A 19585-nucleotide genomic window follows, 5' to 3' on the forward strand; every position below is an offset into this window, starting at 1 on the left:
ATGCCAGGCACCCGGGGGCAGGCAAATGAATTAAGTTCAGTGAAAACAATTCATACGGTAGGGCGCGCGAAGTGGGTTATCGATCTGAACTCGAGGACGAACAGAATCACCAAAATCCGAATCCCGTGACCCAGCTAGATAATCAACCCAGAGACGATACCTAGCCGCGCTGGTGACAGATGCATGCTCACGCCAATGCCCACCAAACTCGCCTTGAACCCCAGGCGTGGCGTCTATGGCCGCAGCTCCTGAAATTACCTTCCTCTCAAACTGCTCAAACGAGCGATAAGGGAAGTGAATTATACGCAGCGAAACCTCCACCGGGCCAGGATGCGTCACCGCATGGTTTCCGGGTCCCACCCAAGTCCATGAAAGTGCCCTGAATGCAGACTTCAACATCAGCCCTCGCTCGGATGTCACGGTGAGTTTATCCTCAATTGCAGGCTCCAACGTCCCCTTATCTCGGCTAGGAAAAGCGTCGAAAATTTCTGCGCGAACCACACCCGAGCGAGAATTGCGGAGATGATCCGCCAGGGTGCCATCGGGTGCCGTCCAAACCTCGTCCGCGTCGAATGGAACAATCCAGTCAGCACCGGCCTTAACTGCCAAGCGCGATATATAGGACATCGCACGTGCCTGATGGTAGGCATCGCTGCAATTCTGACCGACAAACACGCGCGGTTCCTCCGATGCGAGATCTCGGAGAAGCTCGTAGGTTCCGTCAGTGGACTGATGGTCGACCGCTATGACACCGTCGGCACCTTCCCTTAGGAGGTGTCGGATCACCGGGGCTATAATATCCATTTCATTTCGGACCATTGTGACAGCCCATACCGAACCCCGCTTACGCATTGATCTAGGAAGGCCGGCTACGGAGATCGCGCGCTCGACCGAACGTTGAAGGGGCTTAAGGCGCGCTAGGTGATCGCGGATGACTGCCATGCTGTCGATCATACAGGCCAGATGCGGGTTGGCGCGAATTTCGATCGTCCTAGGCCGGTCGCTAGCTTGGGGACGAGTTCCCAACACCACACCAAATTGTTTATATTAAACTTGCACATCAACATCTATATCAACTGGGCTTAAAATAGCGCATGAAGGAGCTGTCAAGCGGCGCGCGTGCAGAGCATGAAGCGTGTTGAGTACTCTTTCTTTGCGGTTCCCGAGGAATCTGGCTCTCCATCGATGGGGTGGTGCTAGGTGTGCAGGGCGTCTGCAAGTCAGCGAGTTTCCTCAGGGAGGTCCCGACCCGTGAGGCCTGCCCGGTGCGGACCTAGGACCTGGCTTCAGGAGTCCTGAGCCTGGCCGGCGACATCCGCACCAACACCGGCTACGCCAGCAAGAGCTCCCATTGCCGCTGAACTCCTCGTCTGGGACACTGCGCAGTTGCGCGAGGCGCCGCGCCGAGGCCTCCTCGAGTCCGCTGGAGAACCCAGAACCTCGGCGACTCCACCAATACGTGGAGCACGACGTGCAGGGCCGTTCAAGCTCCTCCCCACGAATGAGGACGCAAGGTTCCCTGAACTCGTTTGAGGGCTATGGGCACATTCGAGGGCGGGCACGGGTCGTCCTCCTTGTCGTGTTCGTGTTGAACTCTCCAGAGCAATGCGGCGCCAGGCCATGAGGATGGTGGCGGCCGGGCGGGTGACGAGGATGAGGGGCTCGGCGGGCGAGTCGACGCGGTGCAGGATGCCGACGCAGAGCGGCGCCGCATGACAATCCCGGCGGCCGTCACGTTCTACCCGGTGGCGGTGACCCACCCTCGCACACTGCTGTATGCGGCCGATGAAAGTGAGGGTGACGCTGAGCAACAGTATTGGCAATGAGCATGACGGTCTCGGTGGCGGTCATGGACGTGCACACCGGTCAGCGGTCGAGCGCACGGCCAGAGCATGGAGCCGGGAACGCCAACAGAACCACTTTGCTGCACGCATCGCCGCCGCATACAGAGGGGAACGGTCTGGGCAGGGACTCGATGACGGGTCGCGCCCCCTGCAGCGTGGTCACGGCTAGACGCACCTGGTCGGTGAGCTCACGCGTGATCTCCCGGCCGGTGCGGGCGCTGCCCTTCCGGTCATCGCGTTCCTTGAAGGCCTCGTCCAGGTAGCGGGCCGGGGCGAGCTGGCCGTCGACGGCGGCCTTGATGACGTAGTGGACCAGCCAGAGGCAGGTGACGACGACCAGACCCCCCGGTGCCGACCTCTACGAGTGGGAAGCCTGGGAGGAAGTCCTGCACTGGCACCTCCTGGGATAGTCCGGGGAAGGGTGAGGCCCCGCACGGTGGCGGAGCCTGGGTACGATGACGGGTATGGGACTCACGGATGCCGCTCGGCAGATGAAACACGCCGTGCTGGTGGCCAGGAAGCGGACACGGCAGGGCGCTGTTGGCGTCTGGGATCATGTTTTGCGCGCTCGAGCTGCGAGCACCGAGTACCGGTTCGACGTCGATTCGCACCGGAACAAGTACGGGGAACTGCCGCGCATGTACTTCCTGCATCGCAGTACCGACCAGACCACGTCTGCCACCCGTGAAGCGGCCCGTCGTATCTTCTGCTTCTGGACCGGTGACAACGACATGAGCGATGCGCGCCAATCCGCCCTGGCCGCGATGAGGGACCGGGCTGGCGTGCCGATCGAGTTGGTGACCGCGGATAACCTGCAGGACTGGGTTGTGGATGGCCACCCGGTCCACCCGATGTACGAGATGCTGTCCTATGTCCACCGGTCCGACTATCTGCGCGCTTACTTCATGGCACACCATGGCGGGGGCTACTCCGACATCAAGGCACCCACTGCAACCTGGGACGCCGCCTGGGAACACTTCGCCGATCAGGAGGTGTGCGTCGTCGGGTACCAAGAGCGATCGTCACGCTCCTGCGGGGGTGACGTCCACACTCCTCTCGGACGGGACATCCACCGGAACTTCTCTCGGCTCGTCGGCCTTTCTGCGTTCATCATGCGTCCCGGAACACCGTTCGCCTTCGGGTGGTTGCAGGAGATCGAGCGTCGGCTGGATTACTATGCGGGAGAGCTCTCCCATGCGCCCGGAGGGACCTGGGGCGACGCCCCTGGATACCCGTTGCGGTGGGTTGAGATCGGAGCGGATGTCTTCCACCCACTCCAGTTGAAGTACCTGCCCCATCTGAGGCAGGACGACCGCATCCTGCCGCTTCTCGACGGGCACCGCTGATCCGTCTACGCGAACCAGGGGCCGATTTTCTGGTTGGTCACGTATTGTCTCCGCCATGGTCGGAATCGTCGCTACAGTGAAGCGTCTGCTGCTCGGAGAGCGTCCGTCCGCCTGGCGCCTCCGGACTACCGATCACAAGTTCTGCTCCCAAGTGAATTAGTTACCAGGTCACCGCCCCGCGGGGAAGAAACCGCAGGTCAGAGGCCTACCGCCCTGAAATCACCGCCGAGGCGGCACGACTTGGTCGGAGACTAACTCGGCGAACTCACGAACGAACATCATTGCGGGCGAATGCGTCAGCCGGCACGGCTGAACGCCCGCACCACCCCGTCAATCGCCGCGAACACCGGCGCCTCCGGGTCCACCGCGATCCGGTGCATGATCATCCCCTCGCACACGGCCATGACGGCGGTCGCGGCGACGGCCGGGTCGGCCGCCCCGAGCCCCGCCATTCCAGCCTCCGCGAGGGCCCGGAACCGCGCCCGGCCGGCCAGCAGCGGGCGCTGCACGTCGTCGTCGTGCGCCCCCTCGAGGAACAGCACGTACCGCGCGGTGGTGCGCACGCGGAACGGCCCCGTCAGCTGCTCCACTATGCCGGCGAGGAGCCCCGCGAACCCCTCCACGGTGTCCGGCAGCGCGCCGGGCGCGTCCTGGCCGCCCATCTCCTGCTCGACGATCCACTCCACGACGCCGCCCAGGAGGGCCGCGCGCGTGCGGAAGTAGTTCGACGCCGATCCCCTGGGCACCCCGGCGGCCTCGTCCACGCGGGCATGCGTGAGCGCCCGGAGGCCCTGCGTCCCGAGCAGCCCGACCGCCGCCTCGAGCACCCTCTCCCGCGTCGACACAGTCCCCACTATAGATCTAGTGACACAGCCACTACGGTCGTAGTACCGTGGACCCATGAAGGGCACAGCAGTCATCGTCGGCGGCGGCATCGCGGGCCTCGCCGCGGCCCGCTCGCTCCTGGACGGCGGGTGGGACGTCGAGGTCCGCGAACGCCACAGCACTCTCTCCACGACCGGCACGCTGCTGAGCCTCTGGCCCGTCGCCTACGCATCGCTGCAGCGCCTCGGCGCCGCAGACCGGCTCGAGACGATCGAGCTGGCCTCCGGCGAGCTCGTCGCCCCCGACGGCCGCGTCCTCGCCTCCCTCCGCCTCCCTCCAGGCTCCCGCGGCGTGGGCCGCATGAACCTCCTCGAGACCCTCCTGGCCGCCCTGCCGGACGGCACCGTACGCTGGGGCTCCCCCGTCGGCCCGGCTGACCTCGCCGATCTGACGGACCGCGCGGACGTGGTCGTGGCGGCCGACGGCGTCCACTCGGCAGTGCGCTCGGCCTCCTTCCCGGGCGCCCGCCTCAGGGACGCCAAGGTGGTCGCGTTCCGCGGCGTCGCGCCGATCGCGAGCAGGGACGGCTCCGAGACGTGGGGGCGTGGCCTCATTTTCGGCCGCGCCCCGTTCCCCGGCGGCGGCTCCAACTGGTACGCCGGGGTCCGCACCGAGCTCGCCGGCACCCGCGACGACGATCCCCTCGACGTGCTCCGCGCGCTCTACCGCGACTGGCACCCCAAGGTCCACGAGGTCCTCGACTCGCTCATACCCGAGGCGATCGACCGCCGTCGCATCGAGGACATGGCGCCGCTGAAGAGCTACGTGGCCGGGAACGTGGTCCTCGTGGGCGACGCCGCGCACGCCATGGCCCCGCACCTGGGCCGCGGCGGCTGCGAGTCCCTGGTGGACGGGCTCGCCCTCGCCGAAGCCCTCCGGGCCGCGTCCAGCGTCGAGGAGGGCCTGCGGCGCTACGACGCCGCACGCCGTCGCCCGTCGCAGCGCGCCGTGGCGGGCTCGCGGCTCATGAACCGACTCACCAACCAGCAGCGGCACCCGTGGCTGCGCGACACGCTAGTAGCAGCCGCCGGCAGGGTTGTCCGAGGCTTCGCAGCGCGGCGGGGCGAGTACGGGCGTCCTTCGCAGAGGGTTGGCGGCACCCGGCCCTGAGGCCGCACACTGGAGAGCATGACCGAGCCCGACCTCCCCAAGGTCTTCCAGATCGATCTGCCGCCGGAGAACGTCGAGGGCCGCTTCGCTGACTTCGCGAACCTGTGGCACACGCCCAACGTCTTCGTGCTGGACTTCGTGGCCCTGACCCAGCCGGCGCAGCCCGGCGAGGGCCCGGACGGCGACCCCGCCGAGCTCATCCCCGGCCGTGTGGTGAGCCGCATCCGCATCCCCCCGGAGCAGGTGTTCGAGCTCGCCGCGGCCCTGACCCGCCAGCTGGGCATCTGGGAGCAGGAGACGGGCCGCAAGGGCCCCGCCAAGCCGCTCTTCGACTCCGAGGGCCGGCAGATCCGCATCGACGACGAGGGCGTGGACGGCCCCGCGTGAGGCGCCTGCCGCTGCTCGGGCTGGCCCTGGCCCTCGCCCTCACCTCGTGCTCGGCGCTCGGCACGCACGACGCCGTGGGGTCGCCCCGCGCCGCTGCGGCATCACCAGGCGTGACGATCGTGAGCGTGCTCGGCGACTCCCACTCGGGCTGGCCCGACTCGTGGTTCCGCCTCTCGGTGGGCAACGCGAGCATTCCCGGCGCGGCAGGGGTGCTTGCATCCGAGCCGGGCAGGTCGTCCATCGCCCTGCAGGCCTGGGTAGCGGAGGCGACAGCGCGAGGCGGCGTGGTCCTCGTCCAGGCGGGAACTAACGACCTCCTCCTGGACCACTCGACGCCCGCGAAGGCAGCACAGGGCGTCGAGGCCCTGGTCAATGCCGTCGCCTCGCGGGGTGCGAGGGCAGTCCTCGTCTCCGTGCCGCCGTCCGCCACGCTCGGACCCGCAACGAACCAGCTCGACGCGCTCCTGAAGGACTGGGCAGCCGAACACAACGTGGCGTGGCTCGACGTGACGAGCGCAGTGGCGCGGCCCGATGGCACGTGGCGCCCCGGCCTCAGCGACGACGGCGTCCATGCCAACGGAACCGGCGGCGCGCTCATGGCGAGTGCGGCACGTCAGCAGCTTCCTGAACTCCTCAGGACGGGCCGCCGCTGACATCGGTGACGGGTACATGGCGTGCCGCATTTGGCGGTTCTCATCACACCCGATAGGGTGGGCGCAAAGCTTGACTTGAGCGTCGTCTGCGCGCGGGTGCCCGCCCACGCCAGCCGCCGGTTGGGGCGAGGTATTGGGGGAGCTTCCAGAGTCCTTTCCAGACCCCGAGCGGCTTTTTGAATCTGGAGAGGACATCTCGTGACCGAGACTCGCACCCCGAACATGCCGTCCCGCCGCGCCGTCACCAAGGTCGCCGCGTGGTCCGCACCCGTCATCGCCGCCGCCGTGGCTGCCCCGATGGCCGCCGCGTCGAACGGCGGCGGCAACGCGAACCGCCTCGCGTGGAACCCGCCGAAGCCGTACGACACCGGCACCGGGACGTTCAACAAGACCGGTGACAACGTCCTGGAGATCCAGGTCTTCAGCAACAACAAGGGCCTCGAGCCCGGGCAGACGTTCACCGTCACTGCGAGCAAGGGCGCCACCTTCGTGTCCCCGACGACCACGTTCCCCTACACGTACAACGCTCCGGACGGCAGTTACACGATCGTCTTCTCCAGCGCGACCGTCGCAGTCATCACCGTGCACGTCGAGCGGCTGAAGCAGTCCTACCTCGACGTCGTCTTCCCGTCGGGGACCATCTCGATGCCGACGGGCAGCCAGCTGACCGCCGTTGCCGACACGAATGGCTTCGCCAACTCGTCGAATATGAACGCCTGAGCCCCTACGCTCTTTGAGAGCCGGCCTCCCTTCGGGGGGCCGGCTCTGGCGTTAAGCGGCGCCGCTATGCCAGCCGCGCCACAGCCTCCCGCACCGCGCCGCCCAGCGCCCCCGCCCCGAACGGCCCGCCCTCGGCGGCCAGCCGCCCGACGGTCTGGTGGATGCACGCGGCGAGCGCGGCAAGCTCCACCGCCCGCACTGCGTCCGGCGCGTCCGGGTGGGCCGCGGTGGCGAGGAGCGCGCCGAGGATGCCCGTGAGAGTGTCGCCGCTGCCAGCCGTCGCGAGGTAGGGGTGCCCGGCGCCCTGCACGAGCGCGGTGCCGTCCGGCGCGGCCGCGACGGTGGCTGGCCCCTTGAGCAGCACGGTCACGCCGATGCGCCGTGCGGCCTCGCGGGCCCACCGCAGCGGCTGGGCCTCGATCGCGGCGCGGCTCGGCGCATCGCCCCCCGAGATGAAGTTCGCCAGGAGCGACTCGAGCTCCCCCGCGTGCGGCGTGAGCACGATGTGCTCCCCGGCCACCGTCCCCTCCTCCGCGAGCCGGGCCAGGACCTCCCCCAGCCGCGGCTCCGCGGCCGATCCCCGCGACCCCGGATCCGCCGCCAGGAACTCCAGCAGCGCCTCGAGCCCGGACGCGTCCACTACCGTGGGGAGCCCCGACCCGAGGGCCACGGCCAGCGCGCGGCGCTGCCCGCCGTCGTCCGCGATTCCCGGCCCCACCGCCCACGCCTGCACGCGCCCGCGCGGCTCTGGGGACCCGACGATCTCCGGGTGCGCCGCGAGCACGAGCTGGCGCACGGCGTCGGGCGCCACGAGCCGGACCATCCCCACACCGGTGGCGAGCGCGCCCGCCGTGGAGAGCACCGCAGCGCCGGGGAAGTCCTCGGAGCCCGCCACGAGGCCCAGGACGCCGCGGGAGTACTTCTGCCAGTCGTCGCGGGGTTCGGGCAGCAGGGCGGCCGCTTCGGCGGCGTCGAGGGAGCGCACGTCCGGCTCCGGCAGGTGCGGCCCGAGCCCGATGTTCACCACCTCGACCCTGCCCGCGAGCTCCCGCCCACGCCCCACGAGAAGCCCGGTCTTGAGCGCCCCGAACGTCACCGTCACGTCCGCGCGCCACACGGCAGCGCCCGCGGCGCCGGTGTCCGCGTCGACCCCGGATGGCAGGTCACACGCGACGACCGTGCCCGACGGGCGCGGGAGCGGCGGTCTGAACTCTCCCGAGAACCCGGTGCCCAGCACGGCGTCCACCACGGCATCCGCGGGCTCGAGCCCCTCCGTGACTCGCCCGCCGGCCGCGGTGAAGGCCGCGAGGCCGTCGGCATGGGCCGTGCGGCCGGCGAGCACCGCCGTCGTGCGCACCCCGCGCCGCGCCAGCTCGGCCAGCGCGAACAGCGCGTCCCCGCCGTTGTTGCCCTTGCCCACGACGGCGGCCACGCGCCTGCCGTAGACGCCGCCGGCGCGCTGGAGCTCGCGCAGGATCGCGAGGGCGAGTCCGTGCGCGGCGCGGGCCATGAGCGCGGGGCCCTCGCCCCTATCGAGGAGCGGCCCCTCGGCCGCGCGGACCTGGGAGCCGGTGTACGCGGAGACCATGTACGCGAGTCTACTGACCGAGCCGCGTCACGGGCCGTACAGATCTTGTGAAGTGCCCCTGTAGCCCTTTCCAGCACGCCCCGCGCCGATAAACTGTCGGAGCTGCCACCGTCACCGTTCGCCCGGCCTGGGCAGCATCACCGCCTGTGCCATCGGAGGCACAGGCACTGGACTGCTTGGGGGCAGAATGAAAGCTCGTTGGGTACCGGCCGCGCTGGTGACCGTGGCATTCGTAGCAGTCGCGCTGGTGGCCTCCCAGGGGAGCATCGACGTTTCCGTGCTCGTCTGGACCGCTGTGGGCGTGTTCGGGGTCGTCTTCGGGATCACGACCGTCAGCTCGGCACGGCATGCGGACAGGCCTTCGGCATCGGTGCAGTCACGTGCCGGCCGGGTCGCAGCGGCCCAGGCGCCCATTGTCCGGGCGGCCGTCAGCCAGACGGGGGCCCGCCAGCCCGCAGCCTCCCGGGCCGCAGCCTCCCACGCCCAGGCGCCCCAGGTCGCCCTCACCGAGCCGCTCCACATGGCAACGACAGATCCGGAGCCGGCGCTGCCCCGCCGCACGCCGAAGCACTCGGCCGAGCTTCCCGTCTGACACCTTCTCCGCCGCCTCGCGGAGTCCCGCGGTACAAATTACGGCACATATTTGCGCGCTATTTCGGCTTAGGTTAGGCTCACCTTGCCTGAAGCCCCTTCGGGCGTCCAGCACCCACCTGCCCGAGGACAGCCATGCCTGCTACCGCCCCGTCCACCACAATGGCCGACGCCGTCGCCTCCTACCACGGCTACGTCGCAGGGCGCCTCGGCGACCTGCACATGCACGCTACGACGCTCAAGGCGCAGATCGGCAATGCCGACTCCGACGGCGCGAAGGCGACGTGGCTCGCCGCCCAAGAGGCTTGGCAGAGCGTCGGCGCCGCCTATGGCAGCTTCGGCGAGCTCGGCAACGCGATCGCCCCGGGGTCCCGAGGCCTCCAGGGCGGAGCCGGGAGCCCGGACTTCATGGGGCTCCGGCGTATAGAGTACGGGCTGTGGCACGGGCAGGGGCCGGGTGAGCTCATCCCCGTGGTCACCAAGCTCCTCGCGGACATCGACGCGCTCGTGGCGCACCTGCCCGAGACGGCGGTGGACCCCGCGGACATGCCGCTGCGCCTCCACGAGATCCTTGAGGACTCGGTCCGGGATCACCTCTCGGGCCTCGGCGACCAAGGATCGGGGATGGCGCTCGCACTGACCCGTGCCGACGTGGACGCGACGCTGGAGGTACTCGGACTCCTCCGCGGCCTGCTCGAGCGGCTCAAGCCCGGGTACGCGGCCACGCTGGACCGGGAGCTCGCGGCCCTCTCGGCCGCGATCGAAATGACCAAGGCCGGTGGCTCGTGGACCCGCTACACAGCAGTACCGCTGGCTGCCCGGCAGCGGGTCAACGGCGCGATCGGGCGCGTGCTCGAGTCGCTCGCCCTCGCCCCCGCGCTCTTCTCGACCGAAGGCTAAGCCGCCCCGAAGGCCCGAGGCTGCCCCGCGCCGTCGCCCGCCTCCCTACCGAAAGACAGCATGGACATTCAACGACGCACCTTCCTCGCCGGCGCTGGCGGCGTTGCCGCCGCGGGCGTTCTCGCCTCCTGCGCGGCCCCCGGCGCGGGTACCGCAGCCCACACGACCGCCGAGGTCGTCGACTTCCACGGTGCCAACCAGCCCGGGGTCTACCGTCCCATCGTGCAGCAGCAGGCCTCGTGCTTCGCCGCGTTCCGCGTCCTCGCCGCGGATGCCACAGAGCTCAAGGCGCTGCTGCAGCGGCTCACAGTCAAGGCCCGCATCCTTGGCGGCGGCCAGCGGGCGGGCGATGCGCTGCCCGCATCCGAGCAGCCGGGCGTCGACGGCGCTCCGCCGGTCAACTCGGGCGTGATGGGCGACGACGTGCCCCCCGCCAACTTCACCATGACCCTCGGCCTCGCCGGCAGCCTGTTCGACAACCCGGCGTACGGGCTCTCCGCAAAGAAGCCCCGCGGGCTCACCGACATGAAGGTGTTCGCCAACGACGCGATCGACGAGGCCTGGACGGGAGGGGACCTCATCCTCCAGCTGTGCGCCGACTCGACGGACATGGTCCACTACGCGCTGCGGGACATCATGAAGGCCACCCGCGGCCAGCTCCAGCTGCAGTGGAAGATCAACGGCTTCCACTCGACGCCGAGGCCCGACGGCGCACCGCGGAACCTTTTCGGGTACAAGGACGGGATCGTGAACCCGGCCGAGACCGAGGAGCTCGTGTGGCTCGGGTCCGGATCCGGGCAGCCGGCGTGGGCTGAAGGCGGGACGTTCATGGTGGTCCGGCTCATCCGGATGCTCGTCGAGTTCTGGGACCGGGTGGGGCTCGCGGAGCAGGACGGCATGATCGGCCGGCACCGTGCCTCCGGCGCGCCGCTCGGGCAGGCCAAAGACACCGACACGCCGGACTACGCGTCCGACCCGAAGGGCGAGACCATCCCGGTCGACGCGCACATCCGGCTCGCGAATCCACGCACCAAGGAGACAGCGGGCTCGCGCATGCTGCGCCGCGGGTACAACTACGAGATGGGGGTGGACCTCAACGGCAACATGCAGGCCGGGCTCATCTTCACGTGCTTCCAGCAGGACATCCGGGCGCAGTTCGAAGCGACCCAGGCCCGCCTCATCAATGAGCCCATGACGGACTACATCCAGCCGTTTGGCGGGGGCTACTTCTTCGTGCCCGCAGGGGTTGAGGATGAGGCAGGGTTCCTCGGCCAGGGGATGTTCACGTAGGGCTGCGGGCGTCAGCCCTCGGCGACGACCATCGCGGTGGCGATGCCGCCGTCGTGGCTCATGCTCAGGTGCCACGTCTTGACGCCGCGCTCCTTGGCGACGGCCAGCACGGTGCCCTTGACCTGGATCTCGGGGCCCTGGGCGCTGAGGCCGATCCAGCAGTCCTGCCAGTTCATGCCGGCCGGGGCGCCGAGCACCTTGGCCACGGACTCCTTCGCGGCGAAGCGCGCGGCGAGGGAGCGGACGTGGAGCTCGCGCTCCGCCGGGACGAATAGCCGGTCACGCAGCCCGGGAGTGCGCTCCAGCTGACGCTCGAACCGGTTAATGTCCACGACGTCCACGCCGATGCCGATGATAGCCATGGCGCCACTCTATCGGGGCCCTGCACCGGCCGCAGACGTGGCGTCCGCTACGTGAGCGTCCAGGAGCGCTTCGACAGACCGAACCAGAACCCCTCGATCGCGGTCTCCGCCTTGAGGCCGCCGGCCTCCACCGCCGCGCCGAGCGCCACATAGAGCGGGGCCCAGTGCTCGGAGCGCGGGTGCGCTTCGCGGGCCGCGGGGGCCTTGTGGATGAAGTCGAGGATCGCATCCACGTCGCCGCGCGCCATGGCCTCCTCGGCCCAGTGGTCGAACTCCGCGGAGGCCGCAGGCGGGGCCGCGTCAGCGCCCGCGCGGGGGTTGAACCAGTGCAGGTTGTGGGTCGTGAAGCCCGAGCCGACGATCAGCGTGCCGCGGTCCCGGAGCGGGGCGAGGGAGCGGCCCAGCTCGAACAGGCCGCGGGGGTCGAGGGTGGGCATGGACATCTGGACCACCGGGACGTCGGCCTCGGGGAAGAGCTCCTTGAGCGGCACGTAGGCGCCGTGGTCGAGGCCGCGGGTCTCGTCCCGCTCCACATGGTGGCCGTGCTGCGAGGTCAGCTTGGCCACCTCATTGGCCAGCTCGGGGGCCAGCGGGGCGTCATAGCGGACGTCGTAGTACTTCTGCGGGAAGCCCCAGAAGTCGTAGACGAGCTCCTGCCGGCGGTCGGTGGCGCTGAGCGTGACGGGGGCGTTCTCCCAGTGTGCCGAGACCATCAGGACGTCCTTGGGCTTGGCGAAGGTGCCGGACCAGTCATGGAGCTGGCGTGTCCACGTGGCGTCGTCCGCAAGCGGAGGGGCACCGTGGCTGAGGAAGAGGACAGGAGGCTTGGCGGAGGTCGTCGTCATGCGTCCATGGTACGCCGAGTTTAGTTGATGCTTCAAGTATTTTCGATCAGGCGCACATCCGGCGCCTCAGCCTGTCGAGCAGGCGGCGCAGGAGCCGGGACACCTGCATCTGGCTGACGCCGAGCTCCTGGGCAATCTGCTCCTGGGTCATGTCCCGGACGAACCGCAGGTGCAGGAGGCGCTTGTCCGCGTCGGTGGCGTCCTCGAGCGCGCGCTCGAGGCAGCACATGTCCTCCACGTGCTCGTAGCCGGGATCCTCGCCACCGAGGATCATCACCAGGCGACGCTCCTCGGGGTCGTCGGACGCCTCGCCGCCGTGCTCGATGGGGCGGCCGATCATCGCCGCGGCGGCCACCTGCGCCTCGGCCACCTCGCGGGCGGGGATCCCGGCCGCCTGGCCGAGCTCCACGGCCGTGGGCTCGTGGCCGAGCTCCTGGATCAGCCGCGGTCGCAGGGCGTTGATCCGGAGCCGGCGCTCCTGGAGCGAGCGCGGGGGCCGGGCCACCCAGGACTGGTCGCGCAGATAGCGCTTCAGTTCCCCGGAAATGGTGGGAACCGCGTAGGGCACGAATCCGTGTCCCGCGGATTCCCTGTAGCCCCGGGCGGCCTTGAGCAGGGCGAGCCTCGCGACCTGGCGCAGGTCGTCGGCGTCGTGGCCGGGGCATCGGAAGCGGCGGGCCATGGAGTCGGCCAGGCTGAGGTACTCCAGCACGAGCTGGTGGGCGGCAGCAGCCGCGGCATCCTCTGAAATGGGTCCGGTGGTCACGAGGCAGCCCTGCGATGGGCTCGCAGGGCCTCTGGACGGATGGCAAGGCCGCGCCATGGCTGGGCCTCGCTCGGGAGGAAGACGCGGGCTGCGTCCGCCTTGCGGCTGCGGAACCGGCCCGAGGCGACCATCCAGACCACGTGGACCGACGCGCCGTCGGCCTCGACCGCATACCCGTGGATCTCCGCGCCCGGATCCCGGACGATCACCAGCTGCGGCGTCATGAGCGGCCCACGGGCCAGATCGGCCCCTCCGCCCCCGGGCACGCTCGGAATCACGTTGCCCCTCCGCTCAGGAGAGGGTGGGCTGAGGCCCCGATCAGGTGCAGGTCGCCGCCGAGGACGAGCGCCTGGCGGCGCGCCGTCGCGAGGATTTCCGCTCCCGCATGGTCCACGAACTCCACGCCGGATAGGTCAACCACCAGCATCCGGTCGGGCTCGAGCGCCGCCAACAGCTCGTGCAATGTGGCGTTCCCGGTCGAGGCGTCGAGCCGGCCATCCAGACGGACGGCCCCCCGTGGCCGGCGACCGCTGCCGGCAAGGTCCACGCTCATCGGAGGACCACCCCGTCAAGCGAATGCGATTCGGCGGCCAAGCCGCCACTGTTCCATCCCACGATCTGCTCCCCAGCATGACTCTCAGGGCCCTGGGCGTCGTCGGCTTCAACGCATCTTGGCTGTCCAGCTACATTACGGCGGAGTGGACAACCCAGTCTTCACCCCTAAGGGTGTACTGCAGGAGTGAGATCATGGATGCATGCGTGTGGCACTTGTCAATGACTACGAGGTCGTGGTGCGTGGCGTCGCGGGCATGCTCCGCGCCTACCGGAGCGAGGTGGAGATCGTCGAGCTCGACCTCAACCAGACGGTGGGACAACCCGTGGACATCACCCTGTACGACACGTTTGCCGGCACGCAGGGCGACCACGACGAGGTCCGCATCCTCAGCCGGAACCCCCTCGCGGGCAAGGTCGTGGTGTACTCGTGGAACATCGATCCGGCGCTGGTGGCCGCGTCCCTCGCAAACGGCGCGACGGCCTACCTCTCCAAGGCGCTCCCCGCCCAGCAGCTCGTCGCCGCACTCAAGGCGGTGCACCGCGGCGAGCAGCCCGACGTCGCCCAGCCCAGGGGCAGCGCGACCGTGGTGGGCGGGGACTGGCCCGGGCGCGAGGAGGGACTCACGCAGCGGGAGGCCGAGGTCCTCGCCTTCATCACGCAGGGCATGGGCAACGCCGAGATCGCCGAGCGCACGCTCCTGTCGATCAACTCGGTCAAGACGTACATCCGCAGCTGCTACCGGCGCATCGGGGTGACCAACCGCGCGAACGCCATCCTCTGGGGTGTGGAGCACGGCTTCCGTCCCGATCGTGCCCGCATTCGGAATCCCGACGTCGATGCGACCGTGGGCTGATGGTGGCCCCGGCTGCGCGAACACTCCCCTACTGTGCGAAAGGCCTCGACATGAGCGATGATCCGAGCTGGGCCGCGAGCATCCTCCTCGACGGGTTCGAGCGGGTGCGGGAAGCCGTGGAGCACGCGGTGCTGGGCCTCTCCCCCGAGCAGCTCCTGCAGCGTCCCGGCCCCAGGGCCAACCACATCTCGTGGCTCATCTGGCACCTCGCACGCGTCCAGGACGACCACATCGCCGCCCTCGCCCACGTCCTCGCGGGCAACGAACCCCCGGCGTCCCGCACCGGTGAGACGCCGCCCGGACAGCTGTGGCCGGACTGGCGCCCGCAGTTCGGCCTGCCCTACGGGGACTGGGCGACGGGCTACGGCCAGTCCTCCGAGGAGGTCGGCGCCTTCCCCGCCACCGATGCGGAGACCCTTCGGGGGTACTACGAGGCCGTGCACGCGCGGACGGCCGCGGTGGTGGGCGGCCTCGCCGACGACGACCTCGGCCGCATCGTGGACCGCCGCTGGTCCCCTCCGGTCACGGCCGCTGTCCGCCTCATGAGCATCCTCAACGACACCACCCAGCATGTGGGGCAGGCCGCCTACGTGAGAGGGCTCGTGCTGGGCTGACCCGCGGGCCGGCGCCTGGCCCAAAGCAGACGAAAGGCCCTCCCGTGGCCAGACCCGCGAGCGTAGCGTCGGGCGCAGGAGGTCATGATGGCGGCATTGGCGCGGCGTCGCATTGGAATCATCGTCGGTGCGGTGCTGGCGCTCGCCCTCATCGCCGGGGCGATCGCGTTGGCCCTGCTGCGGCCTACCGGACCCACGACGACGGCGCCGTCGCCTTCCGCTTCTGCCGGTACCTCCGCCTCGGCGTCCGCCTCCGCCTCGCCGAGCGCGAGCGCCTCGCCCACGGAGTCGGCGACAGCTCCGCCGTCGTCCGCGCCGCCGGTGAGCGAAAACCCTGGGACGGCCCCCGCCGAGCCGCCGGCCACCGAGGAGCCCCCGCCGCCGCCCGCGCCGTCCGGCCTGCCGGAAGCGCTCCGCGGCCTGGACGTCGAGCGAATCGCCACGTCGCAGAAGCTCGTGGCCCTGACGTTCGACGCCGGCGCCAACGACGCGGGCCTCGCCTCGATCCTCTCCACGCTCTCGGCCAACGGGGTCAGGGCCACGTTCTTCCTCACGGGCAACTGGGCCCAGGCGAACCCCGCAAAGGTGGCACAGATCGCCGCGGCCGGCCATCGGATCGGCAACCACTCGACGACCCACACGGACATGACCACCCAGTCGGACGCCCAGATCGCCGGTGAACTGGCCGGCGCGCAGGCCGCCATCCTGGCCGGCGGCGCCGATCCGCGGCCGCTGTTCCGCTTCCCCTCCGGCGCCCGCAACGCCCGCACCATCGCCGCGGTCAACGCGAACGGGTACGCGGCGATCCGCTGGACCGTCGACTCCCTGGGCTGGCAGGGAACCCAGAAGGGGACGCGCGGCCCGGCCTTCGTCACCCAGCGGGTGCTCGGCGCGCTGCAGCCCGGGGAGATCGTGCTCATGCACGTCGGCTCCAACCCGGACGACGGCTCAACCCTCGACGCCGCCGCCCTGCCGGACATCATCGCCCAGATGCGGGCGGCCGGCTACGGCTTCACCACCCTGGACATCCTCCTGTGACCGCCCGCCGGCGGAGCCGCTAGAAGCACGACGACGGCCGGTCACCTCCCAGCGGGAGGCGACCGGCCGTCGTCGTGCGCTGTGACGTCCTACTCGACGGTGACGGACTTCGCGAGGTTGCGCGGCTGGTCCACGTCGTAGCCCTTCGCGGAGGCGAGCTCGGCGGCGAAGATCTGCAGCGGCACCGTGGTGAGCAGCGGCATGAGCAGCACGGGCGTCTCGGGGACGTAGAAGACGTGCTCGGCGTACTCGCGCACGGCCTCGTCGCCCTCCTCCGCGATCACCAGGGTGCGGGCGCCGCGGGCGCGGACCTCCTGGATGTTGGAGACGACCTTGGCGTGCAGCGAGTCGCGGCCGCGCGGGGACGGGACCACGAAGACCGGCTGGCCCTCGTCGATGAGCGCAATGGGTCCGTGCTTGAGCTCGCCAGCGGCGAAGCCCTCGGCGTGGATGTACGCGATCTCCTTGAGCTTGAGCGCGCCCTCGAGCGCCACCGGGTAGCCCACGTGGCGGCCGAGGAACAGGACGGACTTCTCGTCCTTCATGCTGCGGGCCAGCTCGCGCAGGGGCCCCGCGGCGTCGAGGACGGTCTGGATCTTCTCGGGGATCTTGTTCAGGTCCGCGAGGACGTCCTTGATCTGGCCGGAGAAGATGTTCCCGCGCAGCTGTGCCAGGTAGAGCCCGAGCAGGTAGGCGGCCGTGATCTGGGCGAGGAACGCCTTCGTGGACGCGACGGCGATCTCGGGACCCGCGTGCGTGTAGAGCACGGCGTCGGACTCGCGCGGGATCGTGGAGCCGTTCGTGTTGCAGATCGAGACGGTCTTGGCGCCCTGCTCGCGGGCGTACCGGACGGCCATGAGGGTGTCCATGGTCTCGCCGGACTGGCTGATGGACACCACGAGGGTGTTCTCGTCCACGATCGGATCGCGGTAGCGGAACTCGTGGGCGAGCTCCACCTCGGTGGGGATGCGGCACCAGTTCTCGATCGCGTACTTGGCCACGAGGCCCGCGTAGGCGGCGGTGCCGCACGCGAGCACGATGATCTTGTCGACCTTCTTCAGCTCGGCCGGGTCGATGCGCAGCTCGTCGAGGATGAGGCGGCCGGACTCGTCGGAGCGGCCCAGGAGGGTGTCGTGGACGGCGGCCGGCTGGTCGTGGATCTCCTTCTCCATGAAGGAGTTGAAGCCGCCCTTCTCGGCGGACGCGGCGTCCCACGAGACCTCGAACTCCTTGCCCTGCGCGGGGGCGCCGAAGAAGTCCGTCACCTCGAAGCTGTCCGGGGTGATCGTCACGATCTGGTCCTGGCCCAGCTCCACGGCGCGGCGGGTGTAGTCGATGAAGCCGGAGACGTCGGAGCCGAGGAAGTTCTCACCCTCGCCGAGGCCGACGACGAGCGGCGAGTTGCGCCGCGCCGCCACCACGACGCCGGGCTGCTCCGCGTGCACCGCCAGGAGGGTGAACGCGCCCTCGAGCTGCTGGCAGGCGAGCTGCATGGCCTTGGTGATGTCGCCGTCGGCGGCGCCGCGGTAGAGGTCGCCGATGAGGGCGGCCGCGACCTCGGTGTCCGTCTCGGAGAGGAACTCCACGCCCTTGGCGACGAGCTCGGCCTTGAGGGACGCGTAGTTCTCGATGATGCCGTTGTGGATCACGGCGAGCTTGCTGCCGTCGGCCAGATGCGGGTGCGCGTTGGCGTCCGTGGGGCCGCCGTGCGTGGCCCAGCGGGTGTGCCCGATGCCCGTGTAGCTCGTGGGGAGCGGGCGCTCGGCGAGCTCGCCCTCGAGGTTCTTGAGCTTGCCGGCCTTCTTCCGGGACTCGATGGCCCCCTCCGAGACCACCGCGACGCCAGCGGAGTCGTACCCGCGGTATTCGAGGCGGCGGAGCCCCTCGATCACCACATCAAGGGCTGAGTACTCATTGCTGCCGTCCGCCGCGAGAGCACGGGCGGTTCCAACGTAGCCGACGATTCCACACATGGGTTCCATCCTACCGGGGGCAGCTCCGGAAGCTCAGGGGACGTCCTATGTCCCCGACGGTGGTTGAGCGGAGCGGAGCGGAGTCGAAACCCCTGGTTCGCGCGATGGCCCGGCGCTTGACAGAATGCACAGGTGAGTCTGCAGAGAAGCGAGTTCATGGGCGACGGCGCCACGCCCTTCGTCGAACTCGACCGTTCCACGTGGGCCCGCCTCGCGGACCGCATGGAACAGCCCCTGAACCAGGACGACATCGACCGCATCCGCGGGCTCGGCGATCCCCTCGACCTGCGCGAGATCCGCGACGTGTACCTGCCGCTGAGCCGGCTCCTCTCCCTCTATGTGGAGGCCTCCGGCGAGCTGCACAATGCGACCCAGACGTTCCTCGGGGGGAAGACCCAGCGGACGCCGTTCGTGATCGGCGTGGCCGGGTCCGTGGCGGTGGGCAAGTCCACGATCGCCCGTGTGCTGCGCGAGATGCTCCAGCGCTGGCCGTCCACCCCGAACGTGCAGCTCATCACCACGGACGGCTTCCTGTACCCGCTCTCCGAGCTCACCCGCCGCGGCATCCTGGACCGCAAGGGCTTCCCCGAGTCCTACGACCGGCGCGCCCTCCTGCGCTTCGTCGCGGAGATCAAGTCCGGGGCCGAGGAAGTCCGTGCGCCTTGGTACTCGCACCTCACGTACGACATCGTCCCCGGCCGGGAAGTCGTGGTCCGCCGGCCGGACGTGCTCATCGTGGAGGGCCTCAACGTCCTCGCCCCCGCCCGCGCCCGCTACGACGGCACCACCGGCCTGGCCCTCTCCGACTTCTTCGACTTCTCCCTCTATGTGGACGCGAAGACGAGCTACATCGAGCAGTGGTATGTGGAGCGCTTCCTCAAGCTCCGCTCCGGCGCGTTCGCCCAGCCCGAGAGCTACTTCCACCGGTACGCCTCCCTCTCCGACGAGGAGGCCGTCACCACCGCCCGCAGCATCTGGAAGCGCATCAACGAGCCCAACCTGGTCCAGAACGTCCTGCCCACCCGCGGCCGCGCGCAGCTCGTGCTGACCAAGGACCAAGACCACTCCATCCGCCGCATGCTCCTGCGGAAGGTGTGAGCAGCGGTGACGCTGGTTGAGCGGAGCGAAGCGGAGTCGAAACCCCCGCTGGTTCCGGTGGTTGAGCGGAGCGAAGCCCCGGTGGTTGAGCGAAGCGAAGCGGAGTCGAAACCCCCGCTGGCTGAGCGGAGCGAGCCCCCGGTGGTTGAGCGGAGCGAAGCGGAGT

The 19585-nt window shown here is 69.6% G+C and carries 21 protein-coding genes; 12 read left to right on the plus strand and 9 right to left on the minus strand.

Annotated elements, in window-relative coordinates; translation table 11 throughout:
- Positions 1 to 36 precede the first annotated feature (36 nt).
- Positions 37 to 954 carry a glycosyltransferase family 2 protein gene (locus SCMU_RS21020; RefSeq protein ID WP_371829600.1) on the minus strand — a complete coding sequence of 306 codons (918 nt, stop codon included), beginning with the start codon at positions 952 to 954 and terminating at the stop codon, positions 37 to 39.
- Between the two features lie 1354 nt (positions 955 to 2308).
- Here SCMU_RS21020 and SCMU_RS14450 point away from each other — a divergent pair.
- A complete protein-coding gene (locus SCMU_RS14450) occupies positions 2309 to 3190 on the plus strand; it encodes a glycosyltransferase family 32 protein (protein WP_229229822.1) in 882 nt (293 codons plus the stop codon).
- 296 nt (positions 3191 to 3486) lie between these two features.
- Here SCMU_RS14450 and SCMU_RS14455 read toward each other — a convergent pair whose 3' ends face one another.
- Positions 3487 to 4035 (minus strand): TetR/AcrR family transcriptional regulator, encoded by a 549-nt coding sequence (locus SCMU_RS14455; protein WP_229229823.1) that lies wholly within the window; start codon positions 4033 to 4035, stop codon positions 3487 to 3489.
- 55 nt (positions 4036 to 4090) lie between these two features.
- On the opposite strand from SCMU_RS14455, the gene SCMU_RS14460 reads away from it, so the two are divergent.
- The 4 genes from SCMU_RS14460 to SCMU_RS14475 all read left to right on the plus strand — a co-directional run bounded on the left by SCMU_RS14460 (position 4091) and on the right by SCMU_RS14475 (position 6945).
- A complete protein-coding gene (locus SCMU_RS14460) occupies positions 4091 to 5185 on the plus strand; it encodes an FAD-dependent monooxygenase (protein ID WP_229229824.1) in 1095 nt (364 codons plus the stop codon).
- A gap of 18 nt (positions 5186 to 5203) precedes the next feature.
- A complete protein-coding gene (locus SCMU_RS14465; protein ID WP_229229825.1) occupies positions 5204 to 5572 on the plus strand; it encodes a DUF3467 domain-containing protein in 369 nt (122 codons plus the stop codon).
- Positions 5569 to 6225 (plus strand): SGNH/GDSL hydrolase family protein, encoded by a 657-nt coding sequence (locus SCMU_RS14470; protein WP_229229826.1) that lies wholly within the window; start codon positions 5569 to 5571, stop codon positions 6223 to 6225. The genes SCMU_RS14465 and SCMU_RS14470 overlap by 4 nt, the downstream gene beginning before the upstream one ends.
- 198 nt (positions 6226 to 6423) lie before the next feature.
- Positions 6424 to 6945: a hypothetical protein gene (locus SCMU_RS14475; protein ID WP_229229827.1), complete on the plus strand. Its 522-nt coding sequence runs from the start codon at positions 6424 to 6426 to the stop codon at positions 6943 to 6945.
- A gap of 64 nt (positions 6946 to 7009) precedes the next feature.
- Here the strand turns inward: SCMU_RS14475 and SCMU_RS14480 are convergent, their stop codons facing one another.
- On the minus strand, positions 7010 to 8533 hold the full coding sequence (locus SCMU_RS14480; RefSeq protein ID WP_229229828.1) for a bifunctional ADP-dependent NAD(P)H-hydrate dehydratase/NAD(P)H-hydrate epimerase: 1524 nt from the start codon (positions 8531 to 8533) through the stop codon (positions 7010 to 7012).
- A gap of 223 nt (positions 8534 to 8756) precedes the next feature.
- On the opposite strand from SCMU_RS14480, the gene SCMU_RS14485 reads away from it, so the two are divergent.
- The 3 genes from SCMU_RS14485 to SCMU_RS14495 all read left to right on the plus strand — a co-directional run bounded on the left by SCMU_RS14485 (position 8757) and on the right by SCMU_RS14495 (position 11314).
- Entirely contained in the window at positions 8757 to 9125 is a 369-nt protein-coding gene (locus SCMU_RS14485) for a hypothetical protein (protein WP_229229829.1), read from the plus strand.
- Between the two features lie 134 nt (positions 9126 to 9259).
- Positions 9260 to 10024, plus strand: a complete 765-nt coding sequence (locus SCMU_RS14490; RefSeq protein ID WP_229229830.1) for an EfeM/EfeO family lipoprotein — start codon at positions 9260 to 9262, stop codon at positions 10022 to 10024.
- 60 nt (positions 10025 to 10084) lie between these two features.
- Positions 10085 to 11314 carry a Dyp-type peroxidase gene (locus SCMU_RS14495; RefSeq protein ID WP_229229831.1) on the plus strand — a complete coding sequence of 410 codons (1230 nt, stop codon included), beginning with the start codon at positions 10085 to 10087 and terminating at the stop codon, positions 11312 to 11314.
- 11 nt (positions 11315 to 11325) lie between these two features.
- On the opposite strand, the gene SCMU_RS14500 is transcribed toward SCMU_RS14495, so the two are convergent.
- From SCMU_RS14500 to SCMU_RS14520, 5 genes are read right to left on the minus strand one after another with little or no spacing between them, the layout of a single operon-like run.
- Positions 11326 to 11676 (minus strand): holo-ACP synthase, encoded by a 351-nt coding sequence (locus tag SCMU_RS14500; RefSeq protein WP_229229832.1) that lies wholly within the window; start codon positions 11674 to 11676, stop codon positions 11326 to 11328.
- A gap of 47 nt (positions 11677 to 11723) precedes the next feature.
- On the minus strand, positions 11724 to 12521 hold the full coding sequence (locus tag SCMU_RS14505) for a dioxygenase family protein (RefSeq protein ID WP_229229833.1): 798 nt from the start codon (positions 12519 to 12521) through the stop codon (positions 11724 to 11726).
- Positions 12522 to 12567: 46 nt separating this feature from the next.
- On the minus strand, positions 12568 to 13287 hold the full coding sequence (locus tag SCMU_RS14510) for a sigma-70 family RNA polymerase sigma factor (protein ID WP_229229834.1): 720 nt from the start codon (positions 13285 to 13287) through the stop codon (positions 12568 to 12570).
- Positions 13284 to 13565: a hypothetical protein gene (locus tag SCMU_RS14515; RefSeq protein ID WP_229229835.1), complete on the minus strand. Its 282-nt coding sequence runs from the start codon at positions 13563 to 13565 to the stop codon at positions 13284 to 13286. Before SCMU_RS14515 ends, SCMU_RS14510 begins: the two co-directional genes overlap by 4 nt.
- The gene (locus SCMU_RS14520) at positions 13562 to 13840 is read right to left on the minus strand and encodes an STAS domain-containing protein (protein ID WP_229229836.1); all 279 of its coding nucleotides are present in this window, start codon (positions 13838 to 13840) and stop codon (positions 13562 to 13564) included. The genes SCMU_RS14515 and SCMU_RS14520 overlap by 4 nt, the downstream gene beginning before the upstream one ends.
- Before the next feature lie 202 nt (positions 13841 to 14042).
- Here SCMU_RS14520 and SCMU_RS14525 point away from each other — a divergent pair, with 202 nt between their 5' ends.
- From SCMU_RS14525 to SCMU_RS14535, 3 genes are all read left to right on the plus strand, one after another.
- Positions 14043 to 14696, plus strand: a complete 654-nt coding sequence (locus SCMU_RS14525; RefSeq protein ID WP_229229837.1) for a response regulator transcription factor — start codon at positions 14043 to 14045, stop codon at positions 14694 to 14696.
- A gap of 50 nt (positions 14697 to 14746) precedes the next feature.
- On the plus strand, positions 14747 to 15310 hold the full coding sequence (locus tag SCMU_RS14530; RefSeq protein WP_229229838.1) for a mycothiol transferase: 564 nt from the start codon (positions 14747 to 14749) through the stop codon (positions 15308 to 15310).
- Between the two features lie 84 nt (positions 15311 to 15394).
- Positions 15395 to 16348, plus strand: a complete 954-nt coding sequence (locus SCMU_RS14535) for a polysaccharide deacetylase family protein (protein ID WP_229229839.1) — start codon at positions 15395 to 15397, stop codon at positions 16346 to 16348.
- 89 nt (positions 16349 to 16437) lie between these two features.
- Here the strand turns inward: SCMU_RS14535 and glmS are convergent, their stop codons facing one another.
- Complete coding sequence (gene glmS, locus SCMU_RS14540) at positions 16438 to 18321, minus strand: glutamine--fructose-6-phosphate transaminase (isomerizing) (RefSeq protein WP_229229840.1); 1884 nt, start codon at positions 18319 to 18321, stop codon at positions 16438 to 16440.
- 156 nt (positions 18322 to 18477) lie between these two features.
- Here glmS and coaA point away from each other — a divergent pair, with 156 nt between their 5' ends.
- Complete coding sequence (gene coaA / locus SCMU_RS14545; RefSeq protein ID WP_229233054.1) at positions 18478 to 19419, plus strand: type I pantothenate kinase; 942 nt, start codon at positions 18478 to 18480, stop codon at positions 19417 to 19419.
- The last annotated feature ends 166 nt before the right edge of the window (positions 19420 to 19585 follow it).

Source organism: Sinomonas cyclohexanicum (genome assembly GCF_020886775.1).
Lineage (GTDB): Bacteria > Actinomycetota > Actinomycetes > Actinomycetales > Micrococcaceae > Sinomonas > Sinomonas cyclohexanicum.

Coding starts and splice junctions, on each gene's coding strand:
- SCMU_RS21020 (WP_371829600.1), bottom strand. CDS start 954: ATGATCGACAGCATGGCAGTCATCCGCGATCACCTAGCGCGCCTTAAG.
- SCMU_RS14450 (WP_229229822.1), top strand. CDS start 2,309: ATGGGACTCACGGATGCCGCTCGGCAGATGAAACACGCCGTGCTGGTG.
- SCMU_RS14460 (WP_229229824.1), top strand. CDS start 4,091: ATGAAGGGCACAGCAGTCATCGTCGGCGGCGGCATCGCGGGCCTCGCC.
- SCMU_RS14465 (WP_229229825.1), top strand. CDS start 5,204: ATGACCGAGCCCGACCTCCCCAAGGTCTTCCAGATCGATCTGCCGCCG.
- SCMU_RS14480 (WP_229229828.1), bottom strand. CDS start 8,533: ATGGTCTCCGCGTACACCGGCTCCCAGGTCCGCGCGGCCGAGGGGCCG.
- SCMU_RS14490 (WP_229229830.1), top strand. CDS start 9,260: ATGCCTGCTACCGCCCCGTCCACCACAATGGCCGACGCCGTCGCCTCC.
- SCMU_RS14495 (WP_229229831.1), top strand. CDS start 10,085: ATGGACATTCAACGACGCACCTTCCTCGCCGGCGCTGGCGGCGTTGCC.
- SCMU_RS14500 (WP_229229832.1), bottom strand. CDS start 11,676: ATGGCTATCATCGGCATCGGCGTGGACGTCGTGGACATTAACCGGTTC.
- SCMU_RS14505 (WP_229229833.1), bottom strand. CDS start 12,521: ATGACGACGACCTCCGCCAAGCCTCCTGTCCTCTTCCTCAGCCACGGT.
- SCMU_RS14520 (WP_229229836.1), bottom strand. CDS start 13,840: ATGAGCGTGGACCTTGCCGGCAGCGGTCGCCGGCCACGGGGGGCCGTC.
- SCMU_RS14525 (WP_229229837.1), top strand. CDS start 14,043: ATGCGTGTGGCACTTGTCAATGACTACGAGGTCGTGGTGCGTGGCGTC.
- SCMU_RS14530 (WP_229229838.1), top strand. CDS start 14,747: ATGAGCGATGATCCGAGCTGGGCCGCGAGCATCCTCCTCGACGGGTTC.
- SCMU_RS14535 (WP_229229839.1), top strand. CDS start 15,395: ATGATGGCGGCATTGGCGCGGCGTCGCATTGGAATCATCGTCGGTGCG.
- glmS (WP_229229840.1), bottom strand. CDS start 18,321: ATGTGTGGAATCGTCGGCTACGTTGGAACCGCCCGTGCTCTCGCGGCG.
- coaA (WP_229233054.1), top strand. CDS start 18,478: ATGGGCGACGGCGCCACGCCCTTCGTCGAACTCGACCGTTCCACGTGG.